Raw genomic sequence first — 1,880 nt, 5'->3', positions numbered from 1 at the left:
TGTTGCACTAAACCTACGGTAGTTTCCAAAACTGTCCGATAAGGCTTAACTTTTAGATTCAATCTTTAACTCATTTCAATCATGAAAAAAAAGCAAACCTTATCGAAACAGCCTGTTCGAATGTAGCAGGTTTCCGTGAACTTTACGAGAAGTTCCGCCAAAAAATCACCGTTGCAGGCAGAGGTGATAGCACCTTGCGCAATTATTCCCACCACCTTGCAAAGCTGGCCCTGCATTTCAACGAACTGCCAACCGATGTCGACCCCGAGCAGGTCAACGATTACCTCTATCTGGTCAAACAGCAGCACAACACCCCTTCGGATTCCTATTTTAAATTCACCGTCTATGCCCTGCGCTTTGCCTACCGCATGGAGGGCCTTAGGGATAAGCGTATTGAGCTGCCTTCCATCAAGCGGGACAAGAGGCTCCCCGTAGTACTGAGCCAGGAAGAGGTCAGAAGGTTGCTCAAAGCCCCCAAGCTTCTCAAGCACCGTGTCCTTATAGGCCTGCTCTACGGTTGCGGTCTCCGCTGTTTTGAGGTCCGCAACCTGAAGATATCCGATCTGGACTTTGACAGGCAGATGCTCCATGTACGGCAGGGGAAAGGCAAAAAGGACCGTTACGTCCCCCTTTCTGCTATTTTGACAAGGGGACTCAAGGCCTATATCGAATCTGAACAGCCATCTGTTTGGCTTTTTAACGGCAAAGACCAGGAGATCAACGGCCGTGCGGGCGGTGACTTCGATTGCAGGTATTCCCAAAGAGGCGTGCAGTGGGCAGTAAAGCAGGCCAAAAAAGATGCGGGCATCACCAAGGAGATGACCGTACACACCCTACGCCACACCTATGCGACACACCTGCTCGAAGAAGGTCTTGACATCATGAGCATCAGGGACCTCCTGGGCCATGAGTGCATCGACACCACCATGATCTATCTACATGTTGCACAGTCGGGAAGGGTAAGGCCATTCAGCCCGCTGGACAGGCTGTATCCGGCCACAAATTGAGGGCAGCACATGAAGTCGCCCACGTGCTCGGGCAGCACTGGCAGGAAGTTGAACGTGATCCCCGGATCAACTCCTGGCAGCTCAGGACACTCTCGGCTCTCAGACGATGCCGGACAGCAGACCTGGGAGGACATGTGGATGCCTGTACGGAATGCGGGAATACCCGGATCAGCTACAACAGCTGCAGGAACCGTCACTGCCCCAAGTGTCAGGGCAAAAACAGGGAGGAATGGATCTCCAAACGGGAAGCCGAGCTGCTTCCGGTTCCCTACTTCCATGTGGTCTTCACCCTTCCCGATACACTGAACATGCCGGCAATGTATCAGCCCAAGGCCGTCTATGACAGCCTCTTCGAGGCCGCATGGGCAACCGTGGCATGCTTCGCCAAGGATCCCGCACACCTTGGGGCAAAAGCAGGTATGATCGCGATCCTCCATACCTGGGGGCAGCAGCTTTCCCTGCATCCTCACCTGCACTGCATCGTCCCCGGTGGTGGGATCACCAAAAAAGGAAGGTGGAAAACCGCAAAATGCAAAGGCAAATTCCTTTTTCCGGTAAAGGCCATGAGCAAAGTCTTCCGTGCAAAGTACGTGAAGGCGCTCAAATCCAGAATCCAGACCCAAAAGGAACTGATCGATGCCCTGTTCCAGAAAGAATGGGTCGTCTATGCCAAGCGGCCTTTCGGCCACCCCAGAGCTGTACTGGAATATCTGGGAAGATATACCCACAAGGTAGCCATCTCCAACCACCGGATTCTGGACATCAGCCCGAAACAGACCACCTTCAGCTACAAAGACTACCGTCAGGGGGCCAAAAAGCTGGAGATGTCCCTTGACAACATGGAATTCATCAGAAGGTTTTCCAAACATATAC

Annotated in this window: 2 protein-coding genes; both read left to right on the top strand. The window is 52.7% G+C overall.

Annotated features, from left to right (window positions below; translation table 11 throughout):
* Positions 1–461 precede the first annotated feature (461 nt).
* Positions 462–1,007, top strand: coding sequence for a tyrosine-type recombinase/integrase (locus tag H1A14_RS23280; protein ID WP_228527945.1), 546 nt, complete (start codon positions 462–464; stop codon positions 1,005–1,007).
* Positions 1,004–1,880 (top strand): IS91 family transposase (locus H1A14_RS22975; protein ID WP_228527944.1); only part of this gene is annotated, 877 nt, incomplete at its 3' end. The genes H1A14_RS23280 and H1A14_RS22975, both read left to right, overlap by 4 nt.

This window comes from Pararhodonellum marinum (genome assembly GCF_015354735.1).
Lineage (GTDB): Bacteria > Bacteroidota > Bacteroidia > Cytophagales > Cyclobacteriaceae > Pararhodonellum > Pararhodonellum marinum.
Note: the sequence above shows the minus strand (reverse complement) of the source record. Positions and strands in the feature narration are given on the sequence as shown.